The organism is Polaromonas sp. AET17H-212, from assembly GCF_002379085.1.
Classification (GTDB): Bacteria; Pseudomonadota; Gammaproteobacteria; order Burkholderiales; family Burkholderiaceae_C; genus Polaromonas.
Map to the genome: position 1 here is coordinate 21,849 of NZ_NBZW01000034.1, position 15,741 is coordinate 37,589.

The window sequence follows — 15,741 nt, forward strand, 5'->3', positions numbered from 1 at the left end:
CGCTTTGGCTAGCGGGTTCGGTGGGACGGCGGTTTGATTTTTTTTGCTGGTACAGCTCAAATCCGCATCGGCATCACAACGTACTTGAACGCCGCGTTGTCGGGAATGGTCAGCAGCGCCGAGCTGTTCGAATCGGCCAGCTCGATCTTCACCATGTCCTGGTCCATGTTGGCCAGGGCGTCGATCAGGTAGGTCACGTTGAAGCCGATCTCGATGGCGTCACCGCCGTAGTCGATGTCGAGCTCGTCGACCGCTTCCTCCTGCTCGGCATTGTTGGACGCCACACGCAGGGTGCCGGGCTCGATGTTCAGGCGCACGCCCTTGAACTTCTCGCTGGTCAAGATGGCGGTGCGCTGCAGCGACGCCAGCAGCGGCACGCGGCCCAGGGTGATGATGTTTTTGTGGTTCTTCGGAATCACACGGTTGTAGTCGGGGAATTTGCCCTCGACCAGCTTGGTGACGAACTCCATGCCTTCGAACGAGAACTTGGCCTGGTTGCCGGCGAACTGCATCTCGATCGCGCCTTCCTTGTCGCTGAGCAGGCGCTGCATCTCGAGCACCGTCTTGCGCGGCAGGATCACTTCCTGGCGCGGCACTTCCACGTCGAGCGTGGCCGACGAGAACGCCAGCCGGTGGCCGTCGGTGGCCACCAGGCTCAGTTGTTTGCCTTCGGCGACGAACAGGATGCCGTTGAGGTAGTAGCGGATGTCATGCACCGCCATCGCAAACGAGACCTGGTTCAGCAGCTCTTTCAGCACCTTTTGCGGCACCGAGAAGCTCGGGCCGAAGTTGGCGGCTTCCTGCACCAGCGGAAAGTCTTCGGCCGGCAGCGTCTGCAGCGTGAAGCGGCTCTTGCCACCCTTGAGGATCAGCTTGTTCTGCGCCGACTCGAGCGACACCGTCTGGTCGCTGGGCATGGAACGCAGGATGTCGATGAGTTTGCGTGCACCGACCGTGGTCGTGAAGTTGCCCGTGTCACCGTCCAGCTCAGCTGTCGTGCGGATCTGGATTTCCAGGTCGCTGGTTGTCAGTTGCAGCTGCGAGCCGGTCTTGCGGATCAGCACGTTGGCCAGAATCGGCAGCGTGTGCCGACGCTCAACAATGCCCGCGACCGATTGCAGAACCGACAAAACTTTATCCTGGGTGGCTTTAAGAACGATCACTGTCTTAACCTCTTATTTCTTTAATTCAAATTAGTAGTAGTAGATAAGGGAAGCCCGTTTCTGTGGACAGCCCTATTTTCTTCTTTTTGATCAACTACTTGGCGCTTGTTTAACCTTGTGGTCAGACCACTCCCTACCCTGCCGCTTGATATGAACAACTTCCGGAAATCCACTTCCCCTGTGGATAAGTCATCAGTTGTTCAAAAGTTGTCCCCATGGTTGTCAGGCGAGCCTGAAACCGGTGGAAAGTGGCTGAAAAAGTATTCAATTCAGCCTTTCAGGGTTTGTTCCAGCACGTGCAGCTGCTGATTGAGTTCGGTCATCTGCTGGCGCTCGGCGGCCATCTTGCGCACGGCATGCAGCACCGTGGTGTGGTCGCGGCCGCCAAACAGCTCGCCAATCTCCGGAAGGCTCTTCTGGGTCAGTTCCTTGGCCAGGTACATGGCAATCTGGCGCGGCCGGGCAATGCTGGCGGGCCGCTTCTTCGAATACATGTCGGCGACTTTAATCTTGTAATAGTCGGCCACGGTCTTCTGGATGTTCTCGACCGATATCTGGCGGTTCTGGATGGACAACAGGTCGCGCAGGGCTTCCCGTGCCAGCTGGATGGAAATTTCCTTGAGGTTGAAGCGCGAGTAGGCGAGGATCTTGCGCAACGCGCCTTCCAGCTCGCGCACGTTGGAGCGCACGTTCTTGGCCACAAAAAACGCGACCTCCTCGGGCATGACCGTGCCTTCGGCCTCGGCCTTGCGGATCAGGATGGCCACACGCATCTCCAGCTCGGGCGGCTCGATGGCCACTGTCAGCCCGGAGTCAAAACGCGAGATCAGGCGCTCGTGGATATCCGTCAGCCCCTTGGGGTAGGTGTCGCTGGTCATCACGATGTGCGACTTCTTGGTCAGCAGCGCCTCGAAGGCGTTGAAGAACTCTTCCTGGGTGCGGTCCTTGTTGGCGAGGAACTGCACGTCGTCGATCAGCAGCAGATCGAGTGAGTGGTAACGCTCCTTGAACTCGTCAAACGTCTTGCGCTGGTAGGCCTTAACCACATCCGACACAAATTGCTCGGCGTGGATGTAGAGAACTTTGGCGGCCGGGTTGTCGGCCATCAGCTTGTTGCCGATGGCGTGCATCAAGTGGGTCTTGCCCAAGCCGACGCCGCCATAGATGAACAGCGGGTTGTAAAGCTGGCCCAGGCTGCTCGCCACATGCATGGCGGCGGCCCGGCCCATGCGGTTGGCCGTCCCCTCGATCAGGGTGTCAAAGGTCAGTGCGGTGTTGAGCCGGCTCTTGAACGGCGCACCGGCGGCGTCTTCGGCAACGCCCAGGCCCGCCGGCTCGGTGACGCCGTTGCCCTCGAAGCTGCGTGTCAAAGGTGCAGACCGGATGCCGGGTTCGCGCTGAGCGAGCGCTAACTCAAGGTGAATGCTGTGGCCGGAAACCTTCTCCAGCAGGGCCGAAATACGGCCGGCGTATTGCGCGCGTATCCAGTCCAGCTTGAAGCGGTTGGCCACTTGAATGGTGACTTTGGACAGGTCGCCGGCGACCTCGGCCACGAGCGGGCGGATCCAGGTATTGAACTGTTGCTCGGGGAGTTCCTGCGCCAGATGGTCTACGCAGCTTTGCCACAAGTCCTGGCTTGAGCTGTGAACGGCTCCCTCACGCATGGTGTTTGGGGGCTGGATAGTCGCATTGGCCAGCATGCTTTTGCTTGTGGATATTTTTAATTTTTGGCACCCGTTATTGTAGTCGGCTGGCGTAGTTATCCACAAAAAAAGGACTTCGGGTTTTAACCTAGACAGCGCCGGCCCGGCCCTGCGCGGCCCTGGCACCGGCGTTGTCAGGGGGATCTCAGCATTTACCGGCAATGCGGCCCCTAACTTGTTGCCAGCGTTGGGAAATCTGCGATAATCGTGGGTTTCCCTGATTCATAGCGGGTCGGCGCGCCGTGGTGATGCTTGTTTTCAAGCACCGTTTACGCCTTGCGGGCCCTGCTGACTTGCAGAGTTGGTTGTGTTGTACAGCCGCCAGGATTGAATCGCAGAATTTTCAGATTTTGCACAAGGGAGCTTTTTGTAGCTTGTAGGACCCATCATGAAACGCACATACCAACCTTCCAAAGTCAAGCGCGCCCGTACGCACGGTTTCCTGTCACGCATGAAAACACGTGGCGGCCGCGCAGTGATTGCGGCCCGTCGCGCCAAAGGCCGCAAGCGCCTGGCTGTCTAAGCTCCGGGTCCAGCAGGCCTATTGCTTCGCGGATGCCTGGCGCTAGTGCAGCGGCTTAAAACCCGACCCCAGTTCCAGGCAGTCCTTGCTGGCGCCATTGTTGCAAGAACAACGCATTTCGCATTGCACCGCAATGCGCTCGATGCCATGAACGCGCAAACCGTGCCCAGCAAGACCCATGACACGCCGGACCTGTTTCCCGTTCAGGATGTCTGGGTCGGGGCGATGGTGCCTAAACGCTGGGCCAAACGAGCCGTCACGCGCAACGCCATCAAAAGACAGATCTACACCGTGAGCGCCGATTTTTCGCCTCGCCTGTCCCATTCCGGGTGGGTGATCCGTTTGCGTCGTGATTTTTCGCGCCAGGAATTTGTCAGCGCCAGCTCGGAAGCGCTCAAGCAGGCCGTGCGCAGCGAAGTGCAGGCCTTGCTACAGGCCGGAGTTCAAGCCGCATGAGCACTTTGTCCACGCTTCGCCGGGCAACGGTAACGCTCAGTCGCCTGCCGCAGAAAACCCTGGTGGCCCTGGTCAAGGGTTACCGTCTCCTGCTCAGCCCCTGGCTGGGATCGTCCTGCCGCTTTGAGCCAACCTGTTCAGCGTATTCGCTGCAGGCCTTGCAGCAGCATGGCGCCGCCCGGGGCAGCTACCTGACGCTTTACCGGGTGGCGCGTTGCCACCCCTGGTGCAGCGGCGGTTACGATCCAGTGCCGCCGACTTCCGGCCGACCTTCCCTTTTCACCCGTCTGGTCACGCCCGTGACCTCGATCCCCTCTAAAAAGAAGCCGTCATGAACGACATTCGCCGTACCATTTTGTGGGTGATTTTTGGGTTTTCCATGGTCCTGCTGTGGGACCAGTGGCAGCTCTTCAATGGCCACAAGGCCACCTTCTTCCCGTCGGCCGCTCCCGCCGTGAGCACCACGGCACCGGCCAGCAAGCCGGCCAGTGCCGCCAGCGTGCCGACCGGCCCGGTCGGTGGCAGTGCCGTGCCGGCACCGGTGGCCGGCGCCGCGGCTGCTTCGGCGCCTGGCGTGCTGCCTGCCACCACCCCGTCGGCCACCAAGGAGCGCCTGGTCGTCAACACCGATGTGCTGAGCCTGACCTTCGACACCGAAGGCGGTACGCTGGTCCACTCCTCCTTCCTCAAGCACAAGGACATGGTCGACCAGTCCTCCGGCTTTGTGCTGCTCGATGAAAGCGCGGCGCGTGTCTACGTGGCGCAGTCCGGCCTGATCGCCGGTGCCGAAGGCGGCAGTTTCCCGACCCACAAGACATTGATGACCGCCGTCCCCGGCGAGCGCACGCTCAAGGACGGCCAGGACACGCTGGAAATCAAATTCGAGTCGGCTGAGGTCGGTGGCGTCAAGCTGGTCAAGACCTACACGCTCAAGCGCGGCGTCTATGACATGACCGTGCGGCATGACATTGTCAACACGGGCAGCAGCGCGGCCTCGCCGCAGCTGTACCTGCAGCTGGTGCGTGACGGCAACAAGCCGCCCGGCGAGTCTTCGTTTTATTCCACGTTCACCGGCCCGGCACTTTATACAGAGGCCAAGAAATACCAGAAGATTGAATTCAAGGACATCGAGAACAACAAGGTCGATGTCGAAAAACACGCGAGCAATGGCTACGTGGCCATGGTGCAGCATTATTTTGCGTCGGCCTGGATGCTGGCCGACGGCGTCCAGCGCGACATCTTCCTGCGCAAGGTCGACACCAACCTGTATGCGGTGGGCATGATCACGCCGCTGGGAGCCGTGGCGCCCGGTACCACCAAAACGGTGGAAGCCCGGTTTTTTGTGGGTCCCCAGATTGAAAAGCAGCTCGAAGCCATCACGCCCGGCCTGGAGCTGGTCAAGGACTATGGCTGGCTGACGATTCTGGCCAAACCGCTGTACTGGCTGCTCGACAAGCTGCACGGTTTCCTGCAGAACTGGGGCTGGTCCATCGTGGCGCTGGTGCTGCTGCTCAAGGCCGCGTTCTACTGGCTCAACGCCAAGGCCTACGCCAGCATGGCCAAGATGAAGGCGGTCAACCCGAAGATCATGGAAATGCGCGAGCGGCTGAAAGACAAGCCGCAGGAAATGCAGCAGGCCATGATGAAGATGTACCGCGACGAAAAGGTCAACCCCATGGGGGGCTGCTTCCCCATCCTGATCCAGATTCCGGTGTTCATTGCCCTGTACTGGGTGTTGCTCAGCTCGGTCGAGATGCGCAACGCGCCCTGGATCCTGTGGATCAAGGATTTGTCCTCGCCGGACCCCTACTTCATCCTGCCCATCGTGATGACCCTGACCACCATGCTGCAGACGGCCCTGAACCCGACGCCACCCGATCCGATGCAGGCCAAGCTGATGTGGTTCATGCCGCTGATCTTCAGCGTGATGTTCTTCTTCTTCCCGGCCGGTCTGGTGCTCTACTGGATCACCAACAACGTGCTGTCGATCGCGCAGCAGTGGGTGATCAACACCCGGATGGGTGTGCCGCCGCAGTTTAATTTGCCGAAGTTCAGGTAAACAAAAAAAGGGCCGCTTCGCGGCCCTTTAACATGGTGCCCTCATGCTGGCCCGTCATCACCACCCCATCGCAGCGATTGCCACCGCACCAGGCCGCGGCGCGGTCGGCATCGTTCGCATTTCAGGCAAGGCTCTGGCGCCGTTGGTCGAGGTTTTGTGCGGCCGGTCACTGACACCCCGGCAGGCCAGTTACCTGCCTTTTTGCGACGCGGCCGGTCGGCCGATCGACCAGGGCCTGGCGATTTTTTTCCCGGCGCCGCACTCCTACACCGGCGAAGACGTGCTCGAGTTGCAGGCCCATGGCGGGCCTGTGGTGCTTCAGTTGCTGCTGGCACGCTGCCTGGAGGCGGCGGCAGAAAACGATGCAGCCGCGGGCCAGCCGCGGCTCGCCGGCCTGCGCCTGGCCCAGCCCGGTGAATTCACCGAACGAGCCTTCCTGAACGACAAGATCGACCTGGCACAGGCCGAGGCGATTGCCGACCTGATTGACGCCAGTACCGAAACGGCCGCGCGGTCGGCGGCTCGCTCGCTGTCCGGGGAGTTTTCGAAAGAAGTCCATGCGCTGCTCGACCAGCTGGTGCACCTGCGCATGCTGGTGGAAGCCACGCTCGATTTCCCCGAGGAAGACATCGATTTCCTGCAGCAGGCCGATGCCCAGGGCCAGCTGACCCGCCTGCAGCAGACGCTGGCCACGGTGCTGCAGCGTGCGCAGCAGGGCGCGATCCTGCGGGAAGGCATCAAGGTCGTCATTGCCGGCCAGCCCAACGCCGGCAAAAGCTCGCTGCTCAATGCGCTGGCGGGTGCCGAGCTGGCCATCGTGACGCCGGTGGCCGGCACCACGCGCGACAAGGTCAGCGAACTGATCCAGATCGATGGCGTCCCCCTGCATGTGGTGGACACCGCGGGCCTGCGCGACAGCCTGCTGCCGGAAGTCGATGAAGTCGAGAAAATCGGGATCGAACGCGCCTGGACAGAAATCCAGAGTGCCGATGCCGTGCTCTTTCTGCATGACCTGACGCGCCAGCGCACGCCCGACGACCTGCGCATTGCCCTGAACTACCGCGCGGCAGACGCAGAAATCGCGGCCGCCATCACCGACAGGCTGCCCGCCAACACGCCGGTGATCGATGTCTGGAACAAGTCGGACATGGCCGATGCCGAGGTGCTGGCCGCGGTGGCTTCCGGTGTGCCCATCTCTGCCAAAACCGGCGCCGGCCTGCAGCAGCTGCGCCAGCAGTTGCTGCGGGTGGTGGGCTGGCAGGCGGCACCCGAAGGGGTGTTCATGGCGCGTGAGCGCCATGTACGCGCGCTGCGCCAGGTCGAGGCACAACTTGCGCGGGCTGACGCACAGCTGCACGCCCGGGCGCCTGCGCTGGACCTGCTGGCTGAAGACCTGCGCCAGGCGCAGAATGCCCTGAGCAACATCACCGGCCAGTTCACGTCCGAGGACCTGCTCGGCGAAATTTTCTCGAAATTCTGCATCGGCAAGTAGCACGCTAACAGTGGACGATTTCGACCAGGACGCCGCTGGTTCGGGACATGATTCCACCTGACGCGCCGTTGTATCAGGTGTAAACGAGCGTTAACGTCCCTTGCGGCAAGGTCCCGGTGAAGGGTATCTTCCGTGCACCATGAACGCCCCTCTCCCCACATCGGTCCGCTTTGACATCCAGGGGCTGGTCAACGCGATTGCGCACAGCCATGCCAGCGACGCCTTGCGTTGTCAGTTCACGCCGCAGCAGTGGGACGAGTTGGCCGGCTACATGCAGCCGTTTGCCTTGCAGCAGGGGCAGTCGCTGATTGAGCGGGGTTCGGCGGACCAGACCCTGTACTTCATTGAGAGCGGCACGCTGAGTGTTCACTACCAGGACGAGAAAGGCCGCGTGCGTCTGGCCATGGTGGCGGCGGGCTCCATGGTGGGCGAAGGTGCTTTTTTCTCGCGCCAGCCGCGCAACGCCACCGTGCAGGCCTCCAACGCCTGTCAGCTCTGGTGTCTTACCGCGATTCGTTTCAAGGAGCTGTCCAACCGGCACAGCCCGATCGCGCTGGAACTGTGTCTGGCCATGGGCGGGGTGATGGCCAGGCGCCTTTACAACCGTCCCAAACGTGTGGCGGTCACCTGAGGGCATGGGGTCGTGGCCAGTGGTGGCGTCACCACGAAGGCGGACGCCAGCAAGGCGCGGATGTGTATTCAGGTGGCCGGAGCGTGATTTATGGCGAAGAGGGTCACCGGGACTTACCGGCGGTACCTTCCGTCCGCCCGGCGCGGGCTGTCTTGTCAGGAGGACTCAGTAAACTAGACCGATGAAAGTTGCAGGACATACCTGCAACACCACCCCGATCGCTGCACGCGCAGCGCTCATTTTCCAGGCGCCAGGCGATGTCATTTTTCAGTTGGTTTTCCGGTAGCTCCAGCACCGCCAGGCAGGTCGCCGGCAAGGGGCGACCCGACGGCGACAGTTCGGGCCTGACGCGCGACGAGCGCATCCGGCCGGTGGCGGGCGCACGGCCCAGGACTTCGGTGCCCGCACCTGTGAAAACCGGCGAACACGGCGGCGAGCAGAAATCCCAGCGGCACGCCAAGAGGGAACTGCTGTATGCCGCTGTGCGCGAGGCCATGATCCGTGCCGGCGTCCTGTCGGCCAGCTACAAATTCAAGGTGTTGTCCCTGGACCCGCGCGGGGACCAGTTCATGGTCATGATGGACCTGGCGCAGGAGTTCGGCGGCCAGACCGATCGCCTGGCGGAAATCGAGGTGATGATCGCCCAGAGCGCCAAGTCACGCTACAACATCCGTGTGACGGCCGTGTACTGGCGCATGAACGAGCTGGTGTCGGTGGGCCGGCCCCGGTCCGGTACCCGCACCCACGGCGCGCCTGCCGCTGCGGCGACGGCTGGCGCGGCGACTGCCTTGTCCGAGCCGGCTGTCTCCGCCGCTGCCGTCACCGAAACGGCTGTGGCGGCGCCAGTCGCCTCCCGTTTTGAACCCATCCAGGACGACGAAGTGGCCGCTTTCAAGCAGGCCCTGGCTGCCGCATCCGCCGGCGGCGGCACGGCACAAGTGGCAAAAGGTGTGTCCACCCGCAGCGGCCCGCATTCCTACACCCTGCTCACCGGTTTTGAAGACACCGAGATGCCGGATGCGCCTGTCTCGGCGCCGGCGCTCAGCGCCACGCAGTACGGCGACCTGATGTGAGCTGCGGGCGCTGCTGCCCGGATTTCCTGAAACATGGCATCAATTCGCCATCCAGCCCTTTATGGATGAGCGCCGGCAGCTATTGAATTAATAGCGATTGGCTGGACTCAGTGGCCTGAGAAATCCACCAGTGTGAACAGCGGCAGGCCGGCGGCACGCAGCTTGGCGGAGCCGCCCAGCTTCGGCAGATCCACAATCGCCGCGCCTTCCATGACGCGGGCGCCTAGCTTTTCCAGCAGCTTTTTGCCGGCCATCATGGTGCCGCCGGTGGCGATGAGGTCGTCGATCAGCAGCACCCTGTCACCGGTTTTGACGGCGTCGGTGTGCAGCTCGACGGTGGCGCTGCCGTACTCGAGTTCGTAGGTTTCCTGCACCGTGGTGAAAGGCAGCTTGCCTTTTTTGCGGATCGGCACAAAACCGATGTTGAGCTCATACGCCACCACCGCGCCGAGGATGAAGCCGCGCGCATCCAGCCCGGCCACCACGTCGGGGCGCAGGGCCGGGTCCATGTAGCGGTGCACAAAGGCGTCAATCAGCACACGGAACACCTTCGGGTCCTGCAGCAGTGGCGTGATGTCGCGAAACTGGACGCCGGGGGTCGGCCAGTCGGGCACGGTGCGGATGTGGCTGCGGAGGTAAGGGCCGAAATTGAACGCGTCGCGGGTGGAGGGCATGGGGCTAGCCAAAAGTGCTGCGGACCACCATTTTGCCCCGTGCATCGACCACCAAGCCTTCCCCCATCGTCATGCCCTCACCGGTCAGCGCCGTTATGTTGACCTGGTGGGTGACCCACACCTCGAAATGGCCCGCCGGGATGTGGCCCAGTGCGGTGCGTAATGGCGCCGTCTGGCTGTCCCTGCCGCCGGACCCGAAAAAGGAATTGAGCGCCGGCCAGACCTGGTGGCTGCCGAACGCCAGGTCCGCCGTGTCCTTGCAGCGGCACCAGGCGCTGGACCGGACCGCGCGCGGCTGCAGGCCGCGGGACGTGAACCACTGGCCGATGCGCCCGGCCTGCAGGCGCCCTTCATCGCTGAGGTTGCGCTGTGTGCTGCACTGGTCAATGCGAAAGTCCGGTGGGTCGCCGATGCCGGGCACGGTCTGCGCATGGCGCAGCAACACCACACAGGCGCCAGCGCGCAGGTGAGTGGCAAGCGGCTCGGTTTGCGCGCTGGCCAGCCAGGGGGTGACCAGCAGCGCGCCGGTGAACAGTCGTCGATTCATGGACATGGGAGCCCGTCAGCCGCGCAAAAGTTTCTGCTCGGCCAGGGCCAGGGCTTCGGACTTGCCCGACAGCACCAGGGTGTCGCCCTCCTCAAGCCGTGTGGTGTCCAGTGCTTCCAGGGGCTTGCCGCCGCCGCGGCGCAGGCTGACCACGCGTACACCGGTTGCGCGCAGCGCAAACTCGCCCAATGGCCGGCCGATCGACTTGATGCCCAGGGGCAGCGTGACGGTGGACAGGCGTTCCTGCTCCAGATCGGCCGTCGTGTCGTCGTCGGCACCGCGAAAATAGCCGCGCAACAGGTTGTAGCGCGCATCGCGCTGGTCCTGCACCACCCGGATCACGCGGCGCATGGGCACACCCACCAGCGCCAGCGCATGGCTGGCCAGCATCAGGCTGGCTTCGATGGCCTCGGGCACCACCTCGGTGGCGCCGGCGGCCTGCAGCCTTTCCAGATCGCGGTCATCCCTCGTGCGGACAATCACGGGCACGGTGGGCGCATGGGCGCGGATGTTGGCCAGCACCTTGAGCGCACTGGCCGTGTCCAGATAGGTCACCACCACGGCGCTGGCGCGCGCCAGGCCGGCCGCCATCAGCGATTGCAGCCGCACGGCGTCGCCGAACACCACCGAGTCACCGGCGGCGGCGGCCTGGCGCACCCGGTCCGGGTCCAGGTCCAGCGCGATGTAGGGGATGCCTTCACGCTCCAGCATGTGACCCAGGTTCTGGCCGCAGCGCCCGTAGCCGCAGACGATCACGTGCCGGTCGGTGTTGATGGATTTGCGCGCAATCGTGGTCATCTGCAGCGACTGCTGCAGCCATTCGCTGGAGACCAGCTTCATCACGATGCGGTTGCTGTACATGATGATGAAGGGCGTGGCCAGCATCGACAGCACCATGCTCGCCAGGATGGGGTTGAGCAGCGACGGGGGAATCAGGTTGTTGCCTTGCGCCAGTGTCAGCAGCACAAAACCGAACTCACCGGCCTGCGCCAGGTACAGGCCGGTGCGCAGCGACACACCGGTGGTGGCGCCCAGGCCGCGCGCCAGCGCCGTGACCAGCACCAGCTTGAACAGCACCGGCACGGTCAGCAGCAGCAGCACCAGCGGCCAGCGTTCGAGCACCAGCCGCCAGTCCAGCAACATGCCGATGCTGATGAAAAACAGCCCGAGCAGCATGTCGTGGAAGGGGCGAATGTCGGTTTCCACCTGGTGCTTGAACTCGGTTTCGGAGATCAGCATGCCCGCGATGAAGGCGCCGAGCGCCAGGCTCAACCCGGCCAACTCGGTGAGCCAGGCCAGCGCCAGCGTGACCAGCAGCAGGTTCAGCACGAACAGCTCCTCGCTCTTGCGCCTGGCCACCAGGGTCAGCCACCAGCGCATGACGCGCTGGCCGCCGGTCAGCAGCAATCCGACCAGCACTGTTGCCTTGAGCCCGGCAATCGCCAGCCCCATCAGCAGCTTGTCGGGGGAGGCGCCCAGCGCGGGAATCAGCACCAGCAGCGGCACCACGGCCAGATCCTGGAACAGCAGCACGCCCATCACGCGTTTGCCGTGTTCAGAGTCGAGCTCGAGCCGCTCGGACAGCAGCTTGACCACCACGGCGGTGCTGCTCATGGCAACGGCACCGGAGAGCGCCAGCGCCGTCTGCCACGGCATCTTCCAGAGGGTGGGCGCCAGCGTCGCCAGAAACAGGGAGCCGACGGTGGCCAGCACCATCGTGGACACGACCTGGAGCATGCCCAGGCCGAAGACATGACGCCGCATCGAGCGCAGCTTGGGCAGGTTGAACTCGAGGCCGATCACAAACATCAGGAACACCACGCCGAACTCGCCGAGATGGCGCACGCCATCGGAGTTTTTCGCCAGTGCCAGCGCGTTCGGGCCGATCACCACGCCGACCGCCAGGTAACCCAGCATGGGCGGCAACTTGAAGAAGCGGCAGGTGACCACGCCAAGCACAGCAGCCAGCAAATACAGCAGTGTTAGTTCGAGCGCGGTCATGCTTTGATGGTAGCCGATGGGTGTTTTCTCCCCCGGGGGTGACCGGGCAGGGCCGGCCCCGATTCGGTGCGGCTCTATAGAATGCAGGCATGAGCTTTGATCCCGCGAAATTCGACCCTGCGCAAGCGCTGGCACTGGCCCACAGAACCTTTGACATTGAAGCCGCCGCGGTCCTCGGCCTGAAAACCCGGGTCGGCCCCGAATTCGCGCAAGCCGTGCAGGTCATGCTGGCCTGCAAGGGCCGGGTCGTGGTGATGGGCATGGGCAAAAGCGGCCACATCGGCCGGAAAATTTCCGCCACCCTGGCCTCGACCGGCACGCCGGCGATGTTTGTGCATCCGGCCGAGGCCAGCCATGGCGACCTGGGCATGGTGCAGGCGGGGGATGTGGTGCTGGCGATATCGAACAGCGGCGAGAGCGAGGAGCTCACCGCCATCCTGCCGGCGCTGCGCCGCCAGGGGGTGCCGCTGGTGGCCATCACCGGCAACGCGGCCTCGACACTGGCCGAGTATGGCGATGTCACGCTCGACAGCAGTGTGGCGCAGGAGGCCTGCCCGCTCAATCTGGCGCCGACGGCCAGCACCACGGCGCAGCTGGCGCTGGGCGATGCGCTGGCGGTGGCCCTGCTCGACGCCCGCGGCTTCAGGGAGGAAGACTTTGCCCGGTCCCACCCTGGCGGCGCACTGGGCCGCAAACTGCTGACCCATGTGAGCGACGTGATGCGCACCGGTGACGCCGTGCCCGCCGTGGGCCCGCACACCGGGTTCACCGAACTGATGCGCGAGATGAGCCGCAAGGGCCTGGGCGCTTCGGCGGTGGTGGACGAGCATCGCCGGGTGCTGGGCATCTTTACCGACGGCGATTTGCGTCGCCTGGTGGAAAAAGGCGTGGATTTGCGCGCCGCACAGGCCAGCGAGGTCATGCACCCCGACCCGCGCACCCTGCCCGCCGGCGCCCTGGCCGTGGAGGCGGCGGCCCTGATGGAGCAGTACCGCATCACCAGCGTGCTGGTGGTGGACGAGGCAGGCGCCCTGTGCGGCGCGCTCAACAGCAACGACTTGCTGCGCGCGAAGGTGATCTGATGCGTCCCCATGTGCCGGCCCTGAACCTTGCGCCTGAACTGCTGCTGCGCGCACAGAACATCAAGGTGGCGTTCTTTGATGTCGACGGCGTGTTGACCGACGGCGGCCTGTATTTCGGCGAGTACCCGCCGGGTGACGAGCGGGCGACACAGCACGAGGGCTTCACCACCGGCGGCGAAACCCTCAAGCGCTTCAACACGCTGGACGGCCACGGCCTGAAGCTTCTGCAGCGGGCGGGCATCACGCCGGCCGTGATCACCGGGCGCGACAGCGTGGTGTTGCGCTCGCGCCTGCACGCGCTGGGCGTGACCCACACCCACTACGGCACCGAGGACAAGCGCCCGGCCGCCGAGATCACCCTGAAAGAGTTGGGGCTGGACTGGTCCCAGGCGGCCTTCATGGGCGATGACTGGCCCGACCTGCCGGTGATGCGCCGCGTGGCCTTCAGCTGCGCACCTGCCAACGCGCATGTGGAGGTCAAGGCCCTGGCCACGCATGTCACGCAGGCCCGCGGTGGTGACGGCGCCGTGCGCGAATTCTGCGACCTGCTGATGGTGGCCAGCGGCCGCTATGCGGCCTTGCTGCAGGAGTACACCGCCTGATGGCTGCCACCCCCTCCCTGGGCCCGCCGGCCGGCGTGGTTCCTGCCTGGCGCAACGCGCTCGACAGGGTGTCGCTGCTGTGGGAGCGCACCGCCATCTACATCCCGGTGCTGATGATGGGTGTGCTCGCGCTGGGCACGTACTGGCTCGTGAGAAACACGCCCGCCTCACTGCCGCCGGAAGGCCAGCGGGCGGTCAGTGTCGAGCCGGACTACTACCTGCGCAAGTTCGGCATCAAGACCTTTGACGACGCGGGGCGGCTCAAAAGCGATGTCTCCGGCGTCGAGCTGCGCCACTACCCCGACAGCGACACGCTGGAGATCGACCAGGCGCTGATCCGCAGCTACAGCCTGGAAGGCCGGCTGACGACCTCCACCGGCAACCGGGCCCTGACCAATGCCGACGGCTCGGAAGTCCAGCTCATCGGCAATGCACGCGTGGTGCGCGAAGCGGCCGTGGACGCGAACGGCCGGGAAGTTCCGCGGCTCGAATTCCAGGGCGAGTTCCTGCACGTGTTTGTCAACGAAGAGCGTGCAAAGTCACACCTGCCGGTGGTCATCACGCGTGGCAGCGACCAGTTTGCCGGCGACACTTTTGCCTACGACAATTTTGACCGCGTGGCAGACCTCAAGGGGCGCGTCAAAGGCGTGCTTGTGCCGCGTAAAGCCCCCGCGGGTGGCGCGCCCTGACGGCCGCCGCTGGCCGTCTGCAAAAAGCCGGCCGGTTCAGGCCCGGCAGGAGTTTTCCATGTCCAGACTCGTTTTCATCACCGGCGCCTCCAGCGGCATTGGCCAGGCCCTGGCCCTGCGCTTTTTTCAGGCGGGCTACCGGCTGGCACTGGTGGCGCGCCGCACCCACGAGGTGGAATCGTGGGCTCAGGCACATGGAATAAGCGTCGACAACTATAAAATCTATAGCGCCGATGTGGCGGACAGCAACAGCATGGTGGCCGCAGGGCAGGCCTGCCTGGCAGCCCAGGGGCTGCCGGATGTGGTGGTGGCCAACGCCGGCATCAGCATTGGCATGGACACGGCGGTGCGCGCGGACCTGGAGATGATGGCGCAGACATTTGCCACCAACAATATCGGCCTGGCGGCGACGTTTCATCCTTTTGTGGCGGCCATGGTGCAGCGGGGTTCGGGTTCGCTGGTGGGCATCGGCAGTGTGGCGGGTATTCGCGGGCTGCCCGGCCACGGCGCCTACTGTGCCAGCAAGGCAGCAGTGATCAGCTACTGCGAGAGCCTGCGTGGCGAGCTGCGGCCTGCGGGCGTGAAGGTCGTGACCCTGTGCCCCGGCTACATCGACACGCCGCTGACGCAGAAGAACCGTTACGCCATGCCCTTTCTGATGCAGCCGCAGGCGTTTGCCGAGAAGGCCTTCGCCGCCATCGAGGCCGGCGCCAGCTACCGCGTGATTCCCTGGCAGATGGGCGTGGTGGCCAAGCTGCTGCGGCTGTTGCCCAATGCCGTGTTCGACAAGGCCCTGGCGGGCCGGCCGCGCAAACACCGCCAATCGGAAAAGCCGTCGTAATGCTATAAAAATAATAGCTACATGTGCCCTTGTATCAAGGGCCACCATGCAAAAAGGCTTCAAAACCGAAGTCTTGAAGCCTTTTAAAGCTGTCTTCAGCCGAAGCTGAAGCGGCAGGGGGTCAGGGCTTAGTAGCCGCCGCGTCCGCCGCCAGAGCCGCCGCCACCGTAGCCGCCGCCGCCGGAACGGCCACCGCCGCCACCAC

16 protein-coding genes are annotated in these 15,741 nt (G+C 63.9%); 11 read left to right on the top strand and 5 right to left on the bottom strand.

What is annotated here, in order from left to right; all coding sequences use genetic code 11:
• Positions 1-56: 56 nt before the first annotated feature.
• Both dnaN and dnaA read right to left on the bottom strand, forming a co-directional pair.
• The gene (gene dnaN / locus B7G53_RS19690; RefSeq protein WP_096670883.1) at positions 57-1,163 is read right to left on the bottom strand and encodes a DNA polymerase III subunit beta; all 1,107 of its coding nucleotides are present in this window, start codon (positions 1,161-1,163) and stop codon (positions 57-59) included.
• A gap of 269 nt (positions 1,164-1,432) precedes the next feature.
• Positions 1,433-2,827, bottom strand: a complete 1,395-nt coding sequence (gene dnaA / locus B7G53_RS19695) for a chromosomal replication initiator protein DnaA (RefSeq protein WP_096670915.1) — start codon at positions 2,825-2,827, stop codon at positions 1,433-1,435.
• A gap of 427 nt (positions 2,828-3,254) precedes the next feature.
• On the opposite strand from dnaA, the gene rpmH reads away from it, so the two are divergent.
• From rpmH to B7G53_RS19730, 7 genes are all read left to right on the top strand, one after another.
• Positions 3,255-3,389, top strand: a complete 135-nt coding sequence (rpmH, locus tag B7G53_RS19700) for a 50S ribosomal protein L34 (RefSeq protein ID WP_077595646.1) — start codon at positions 3,255-3,257, stop codon at positions 3,387-3,389.
• A 45-nt stretch (positions 3,390-3,434) separates the two neighbouring features.
• Complete coding sequence (locus B7G53_RS19705) at positions 3,435-3,845, top strand: ribonuclease P protein component (RefSeq protein ID WP_096670885.1); 411 nt, start codon at positions 3,435-3,437, stop codon at positions 3,843-3,845.
• Positions 3,842-4,180, top strand: a complete 339-nt coding sequence (gene yidD / locus B7G53_RS19710) for a membrane protein insertion efficiency factor YidD (RefSeq protein ID WP_096670887.1) — start codon at positions 3,842-3,844, stop codon at positions 4,178-4,180. The genes B7G53_RS19705 and yidD overlap by 4 nt, the downstream gene beginning before the upstream one ends.
• Positions 4,177-5,904, top strand: a complete 1,728-nt coding sequence (yidC, locus tag B7G53_RS19715) for a membrane protein insertase YidC (protein WP_096670889.1) — start codon at positions 4,177-4,179, stop codon at positions 5,902-5,904. Before yidD ends, yidC begins: the two co-directional genes overlap by 4 nt.
• Before the next feature lie 43 nt (positions 5,905-5,947).
• Complete coding sequence (mnmE, locus tag B7G53_RS19720) at positions 5,948-7,396, top strand: tRNA uridine-5-carboxymethylaminomethyl(34) synthesis GTPase MnmE (protein WP_096670891.1); 1,449 nt, start codon at positions 5,948-5,950, stop codon at positions 7,394-7,396.
• Positions 7,397-7,535: 139 nt separating this feature from the next.
• A complete protein-coding gene (locus B7G53_RS19725; RefSeq protein ID WP_096670893.1) occupies positions 7,536-8,027 on the top strand; it encodes a Crp/Fnr family transcriptional regulator in 492 nt (163 codons plus the stop codon).
• A 257-nt stretch (positions 8,028-8,284) separates the two neighbouring features.
• Positions 8,285-9,100: a hypothetical protein gene (locus B7G53_RS19730; protein ID WP_255250099.1), complete on the top strand. Its 816-nt coding sequence runs from the start codon at positions 8,285-8,287 to the stop codon at positions 9,098-9,100.
• Between the two features lie 107 nt (positions 9,101-9,207).
• Here the strand turns inward: B7G53_RS19730 and B7G53_RS19735 are convergent, their stop codons facing one another.
• The 3 genes from B7G53_RS19735 to B7G53_RS19745 are packed head-to-tail and all read right to left on the bottom strand — an operon-like array spanning position 9,208 to position 12,322.
• A complete protein-coding gene (locus B7G53_RS19735; protein WP_096670895.1) occupies positions 9,208-9,774 on the bottom strand; it encodes an adenine phosphoribosyltransferase in 567 nt (188 codons plus the stop codon).
• Between the two features lie 4 nt (positions 9,775-9,778).
• Positions 9,779-10,321, bottom strand: a complete 543-nt coding sequence (locus B7G53_RS19740) for a histidine phosphatase family protein (protein WP_096670919.1) — start codon at positions 10,319-10,321, stop codon at positions 9,779-9,781.
• A gap of 15 nt (positions 10,322-10,336) precedes the next feature.
• Complete coding sequence (locus B7G53_RS19745) at positions 10,337-12,322, bottom strand: monovalent cation:proton antiporter family protein (RefSeq protein ID WP_096670897.1); 1,986 nt, start codon at positions 12,320-12,322, stop codon at positions 10,337-10,339.
• A gap of 89 nt (positions 12,323-12,411) precedes the next feature.
• On the opposite strand from B7G53_RS19745, the gene B7G53_RS19750 reads away from it, so the two are divergent.
• The 4 genes from B7G53_RS19750 to B7G53_RS19765 are packed head-to-tail and all read left to right on the top strand — an operon-like array spanning position 12,412 to position 15,536.
• Positions 12,412-13,404, top strand: coding sequence for a KpsF/GutQ family sugar-phosphate isomerase (locus B7G53_RS19750; RefSeq protein ID WP_096670899.1), 993 nt, complete (start codon positions 12,412-12,414; stop codon positions 13,402-13,404).
• Positions 13,404-14,006 carry a KdsC family phosphatase gene (locus B7G53_RS19755; RefSeq protein WP_096670901.1) on the top strand — a complete coding sequence of 201 codons (603 nt, stop codon included), beginning with the start codon at positions 13,404-13,406 and terminating at the stop codon, positions 14,004-14,006. The genes B7G53_RS19750 and B7G53_RS19755 overlap by 1 nt, the downstream gene beginning before the upstream one ends.
• Positions 14,006-14,695: an LPS export ABC transporter periplasmic protein LptC gene (gene lptC / locus B7G53_RS19760; RefSeq protein ID WP_096670903.1), complete on the top strand. Its 690-nt coding sequence runs from the start codon at positions 14,006-14,008 to the stop codon at positions 14,693-14,695. Before B7G53_RS19755 ends, lptC begins: the two co-directional genes overlap by 1 nt.
• A gap of 58 nt (positions 14,696-14,753) precedes the next feature.
• On the top strand, positions 14,754-15,536 hold the full coding sequence (locus B7G53_RS19765) for an SDR family oxidoreductase (protein ID WP_096670905.1): 783 nt from the start codon (positions 14,754-14,756) through the stop codon (positions 15,534-15,536).
• The last annotated feature ends 205 nt before the right edge of the window (positions 15,537-15,741 follow it).

Coding starts and splice junctions, on each gene's coding strand:
- B7G53_RS19735 (WP_096670895.1), bottom strand. CDS start 9,774: ATGCCCTCCACCCGCGACGCGTTCAATTTCGGCCCTTACCTCCGCAGC.
- B7G53_RS19740 (WP_096670919.1), bottom strand. CDS start 10,321: ATGAATCGACGACTGTTCACCGGCGCGCTGCTGGTCACCCCCTGGCTG.
- lptC (WP_096670903.1), top strand. CDS start 14,006: ATGGCTGCCACCCCCTCCCTGGGCCCGCCGGCCGGCGTGGTTCCTGCC.
- yidC (WP_096670889.1), top strand. CDS start 4,177: ATGAACGACATTCGCCGTACCATTTTGTGGGTGATTTTTGGGTTTTCC.
- B7G53_RS19750 (WP_096670899.1), top strand. CDS start 12,412: ATGAGCTTTGATCCCGCGAAATTCGACCCTGCGCAAGCGCTGGCACTG.
- B7G53_RS19730 (WP_255250099.1), top strand. CDS start 8,285: ATGTCATTTTTCAGTTGGTTTTCCGGTAGCTCCAGCACCGCCAGGCAG.
- B7G53_RS19765 (WP_096670905.1), top strand. CDS start 14,754: ATGTCCAGACTCGTTTTCATCACCGGCGCCTCCAGCGGCATTGGCCAG.
- rpmH (WP_077595646.1), top strand. CDS start 3,255: ATGAAACGCACATACCAACCTTCCAAAGTCAAGCGCGCCCGTACGCAC.
- B7G53_RS19745 (WP_096670897.1), bottom strand. CDS start 12,322: ATGACCGCGCTCGAACTAACACTGCTGTATTTGCTGGCTGCTGTGCTT.
- mnmE (WP_096670891.1), top strand. CDS start 5,948: ATGCTGGCCCGTCATCACCACCCCATCGCAGCGATTGCCACCGCACCA.
- yidD (WP_096670887.1), top strand. CDS start 3,842: ATGAGCACTTTGTCCACGCTTCGCCGGGCAACGGTAACGCTCAGTCGC.
- dnaA (WP_096670915.1), bottom strand. CDS start 2,827: ATGCGTGAGGGAGCCGTTCACAGCTCAAGCCAGGACTTGTGGCAAAGC.
- B7G53_RS19755 (WP_096670901.1), top strand. CDS start 13,404: ATGCGTCCCCATGTGCCGGCCCTGAACCTTGCGCCTGAACTGCTGCTG.
- B7G53_RS19725 (WP_096670893.1), top strand. CDS start 7,536: ATGAACGCCCCTCTCCCCACATCGGTCCGCTTTGACATCCAGGGGCTG.